The following is a 4290-nucleotide window of genomic DNA, read 5'->3' as shown; positions in this document are numbered from 1 at the left end:
CCCGACGCAGCCGCCCGCCGATCCGATGGCCGGCCATGACATGTCGAAGATGGACGGCATGACCATGCCGCCCAAGCAATAGCGCGCGTAAGCATCAGGAGTATTTCCATGAACCGTTCAATCCTCGTCGGCCTCGCCGCTCTGGCGGCGCTGGCCCCCGTCTCGCTCGCCGAGGCCCAGAGTCACTCACACGCGGGAATGTCAGCGCAGGATCACGCCGCCATGCAGGCGCCGGCCAGCGGCGTCGTCACGACGCCGGCGGACAACGCCATGCTCGCCGCCGCCCCGACGGCCTTCGCGGCGACCTTTCCGCACGCGATGGTCCTGACGTCGCTCAGGCTGACGGGTCCCGCAGAGCAGTCCGTCGATGTGGCTGTATCCGCCGACGCGCCGCCGGCCACCACGGTCAGCGCGCCGCTCCCCGCCCTCGCCCCCGGGTCCTATTCCGCCGCCTGGACCGCCAAGGGCGCCGACGGCCACCAGATGAACGGCGTCGTCCGTTTCATGGTTCACTGAGGAGACGGCCTCCCGCCTCCTGAGGGGCCGAAACCGACGTGAGGAAACGCCGCGCAGCTTGCTGCGCGGCGTTTTTCCGTGGTCGGACGAGCTGTCGTCTCCCCAGCTTGGGAGCCAGCGATTCTCTTACGCCCTGCCCTCAGTCGGCGCGCGGCGATCCGTGATCGGCGCGGTTCAGCCGGCCGGGGTGTGAACCAAGGTTCCCGACCACAGTCGCCAGGCCGACAAGGGTAGGGGCCACGACGTCAGCGTCGCTTGAACCGCGTCCGACGGCTTCGTCAGCCTCCGGCGCGTATCGGATTGTGAAACAACCCAGCGCCTTCGCCGGGCGAATGTCCCAATCCAGACTGTCGCCGACGACACAAACCTCGGGCGGATCGACGCCCAAGGCCGCGAACACTCGCCTGAACGCAGCGGGATGAGGCTTGCCGACGCCGACCTCGCCTTCAATCTGGATATGGTCGAAATGCGAAGCCAGACCGAAACGCTCGATCTTGGCGCGCTGCGGTGGACCGGCGCCGTTGGTGAGAAGCGCCAGCCGATAATTGGCATCCCGCAGCTGGATCAACATAGCCTCAGCGCCGGGCTCGAGTCGCATGTGCTGGTCGCGATGAAGGCTGAAGGCCTCGGCGATGCGTTCGGTGACTTCGTTGGAAGGCGTTGTATGCCCGTCGCGGCGGAGACCCTCGAAGGCCTTGGCCGCGATGATGCGCCGGGCTCCCCTGGGGTCCGCGCGGCCCACGGCGTGGCTTCCCGGATCGCTCCAGAAGGCTCGCCCCGTCTCCGTCAGGGCGTGCGCCGCAAAGTCGGGATCAAGGTCGCAAGCTGGGTCTGAAACGCCTGGCAGACGCACAGCCACGCCAGATCCGGGCGGCGGTAGGCCGAGATCAGGGTGTCATCCAGATCGATCAAAACCGCCCGAATCTGCCGCGTTGCCGTCAATGGAGGGCACCGAGCGGGCCACCGGCCGGACCAAGAGACCGGTTATAGTGACGCCCGGATCGTGGGCGGGGTGTCCCAACAGCCGACTCGCCCGTTCCCTTTGCGGACGCCAGCATCAAAACGAGAACCCGCCGCCGGCCGTCGCTAGAACCAGGCTCGAATGCCGACGACCAGCCGGGTGTCCTCGGTGCTTCGGCCGTCGGCTTCCAGGAAGTCCGCCGTATTGCCGAAGCTCCTGGTCCATTCCACGCCGACATAGGGCGCGAACTCCTTGCGGAACTCGTACCGCAGCCGCGCCCCGATCTGGAGCGACGACAGGCCGGACCCGATCCGCAGTTCCGGGATGTCCTCCGCCGACACCACCACCTCGGCCCGGGGCTGGACGATCCAGCGGTTGGTGATCCGCTGATCGTATTCAGCCTCCGCCCTCGCCGTGAGTTCGCCCTTGTTGGACAGGAAGGCCGCCGCGTCGACCTCGAACCAGTAGGGCGCCAGGCCCTGGACGCCGACGACCAGATCGGTCCGGTCGCCTTCGGGTCGCCAAGTCTGCCGCAGGCCGGTCTGGAAGTCGAAGAAGGGTCGGAACGCCCGGCTGTAGAGGGCCTGAATCTCGGCCTCCTCGACCTCGCCGTCGAAGGCGCCTTCCCCTTCCGACTTCCACCAGAAGCGGTTGATGTCGCCGCCGGCCCAGCCCTGGGCGTCCCAGGCGTAGCCTTCCTCGTCGTCGCCAAAGGTCGCTTCGAGCTGGTCGATGACGACCGCCGTCGTGCGCGCGTCTCCGTGCTCGATCCGCAGCTGGGCGCGGGCCGCCGCCATTTCGGCAGGGTCGAACAGCTGGTCGGCGGCGTGGGTCGGCCCGCTTGTCGCGCCCGCCGGAGCCGGCGTTTCCGGCGGACGTCCCGGATTGTTCGCGCTGGTCGGGACGTCGGGCGGCATGGCCGTTCCGGACATGTCGTGGCCCGCCGGCGTCTGGCTCATGGTGGACATGTCGTGACCGGCCGGCATCGCCGGAGTCGGCGTCTGGCCCATCGTCGACATATCGTGGCCCGCCGGCATCGCCGGAGTCGGCGTCTGGCCCATCGTCGACATGTCGTGGCCGGCCGGCATCGCCGGAGTCGGCGTCTGGCCCATCGTCGACATATCGTGGCCCGCCGGCATCGCCGGAGCCGGCTGGGCCTGGCCCATGGTCGACATGTCTTGACCGGCGGGCATCGCCGGAGCGGGCCGGGGCTGGCCCATGGTTGACATGTCGTGCCCCGCCGGCATCGCCGAGGCCGGCGTCTGGCCCATAGTGGACATGTCGTGGCCGGCATGAGGGGACGCGGCGGCCGGAGCGGGCTGGGTCTGGCCCATGGTAGACATGTCGTGGCCGGCATGTGGGGACGCCGCGGCCGGAGCCGGTTGGGTCTGGCCCATCGTCGACATGTCGTGCCCCGCCGGCATCGCCGGAGCGGGCTGGGTCTGGCCCATCGTCGACATGTCGTGCCCCGCCGGCATGGCCGCAGCCGGCAGGCGGGCGGGCACGGCGCCCGTCGGGCACGTCGGCGCTCCGGGCATGCCTATCCGGGATGCGTCGGCGGTGGGGGAGCCCCGAGCGACGCAGCCCTCCGGAAGCGCCTGGCGAACCGGCGCGGGCATGGCATGTCCGGCGTGGCTCTGCGCCAGCGCCGGTGTCCCCGCCGCCGCGGAAGCCGCCGCGAGGATCAGGGGAAGAATGGCGACCGACGTCTTCACGATGCGGCTCCTTCCATCGGACGGACCGTGACGACGTTGAACATCCCCGCATGCATGTGCAGCAACAGGTGACAGTGGAAGGCCCAGTCGCCCGGATTGTCCGCGGTCAGGTCGAAGCTGACCTTGCCGCCGGGCGGCACGTTGACGGTGTGCTTGAGCGGCTGGTGGCCGGCCGGGCCGCCAGTGACCAGTTCGAAGAAATGGCCGTGCAGGTGGATCGGGTGCGCCATCATGGAATCGTTGACCAGGGTCACGCGCACCCGCTCGTCCCGCTCGAACCGGATCGGCTCGACCAGCTCGCTGAATTTGCGGCCGTCGAAGCCCCACATGAACCGCTCCATGTTGCCGGTCAGGTGAATCTCCATCGTCCGCGACGGCGGGCGCTGATCCTTGTTGGGCGCGAGCGACACCAGGTCCGTGTAGACGAGGACGCGATGCGGCACGTCCTGCAAGCCGATCGGCCGCTCCCCCATGCGATTGGCCGGCGCCATCGCGACTGCGTCGACGCCCACCCCCACCGCCATGTCGGGCGGGGCGTTCTCCGGATCGCGCATGTTCATGCCGGACATGGAGCCGTGGTCCATGCCGGACATCGTCCCGGCGGGGGCCTGTGGGGCCATGGTCCCGTGATCCATGCCCGCCATGGCCGCGCCGGGCGCGCCCGTCATGGCCCCGTGGTCCATTCCGGCCATCGCTCCGCCCGACTGGGCGCCCATGGCCCCGTGATCCATTCCGCTCATGCCGCCCATGTCCCCCATACCCATGTCCTTCATGGTCAGGTTGGGAACCTCGCGCAGCGGCGGAACCTCGGCGGTCATGCCCAGACGCGGTGCCAGGGTCGCGCGGCCCATGCCCGAGCGGTCGATGGCTTCCGACACGATGGTGTAGGCGCGGTCCTCGGTCGGCTGGACGATGACGTCATAGGTCTCGGCGGCGGCGATCTGGAACTCGTCGATCTCGATCGGGCGCACGTTCTCGCCATCGGCCTGGACCACCGTCATCGGCAGGCCGGGGATGCGGACGTTGAAGATCGACATGGCCGAGGCGTTGATGATGCGCAGCCGCACCCGCTCGCCGGGCCGGAACAGGCCGGTCCAG

Annotated in this window: 4 protein-coding genes; 1 reads left to right on the top strand and 3 read right to left on the bottom strand. The window is 69.3% G+C overall.

All coding sequences use genetic code 11. From position 1 onward, the window contains the following. Positions 1-108: 108 nt before the first annotated feature. Complete coding sequence (locus Q0C81_RS16780) at positions 109-516, top strand: copper resistance protein CopC (RefSeq protein WP_291840651.1); 408 nt, start codon at positions 109-111, stop codon at positions 514-516. Positions 517-655: 139 nt separating this feature from the next. Here Q0C81_RS16780 and Q0C81_RS16775 read toward each other — a convergent pair whose 3' ends face one another. The 3 genes from Q0C81_RS16775 to Q0C81_RS16765 form a co-directional block, all read right to left on the bottom strand. Next, positions 656-1375, bottom strand: a complete 720-nt coding sequence (locus Q0C81_RS16775) for an HAD family hydrolase (RefSeq protein ID WP_291840645.1) — start codon at positions 1373-1375, stop codon at positions 656-658. Positions 1376-1602: 227 nt separating this feature from the next. Then, the gene (locus Q0C81_RS16770) at positions 1603-3192 is read right to left on the bottom strand and encodes a copper resistance protein B (RefSeq protein ID WP_291840642.1); all 1590 of its coding nucleotides are present in this window, start codon (positions 3190-3192) and stop codon (positions 1603-1605) included. After that, positions 3189-4290, bottom strand: a 1102-nt coding sequence (locus Q0C81_RS16765; protein ID WP_291840639.1) for a multicopper oxidase domain-containing protein, incomplete at its 5' end; no start/stop codon positions are given. The genes Q0C81_RS16765 and Q0C81_RS16770, both read right to left, overlap by 4 nt.

This window comes from Brevundimonas sp., assembly GCF_023259385.1.
Lineage (GTDB): Bacteria > Pseudomonadota > Alphaproteobacteria > Caulobacterales > Caulobacteraceae > Brevundimonas.
This window is presented reverse-complemented; position numbering and strand designations above follow the sequence as displayed.

What these genes read in the sequence shown, in the direction of transcription:
- Q0C81_RS16780 (WP_291840651.1), top strand. Translation starts at nt 109, where the DNA reads ATGAACCGTTCAATCCTCGTCGGCCTCGCCGCTCTGGCGGCGCTGGCC.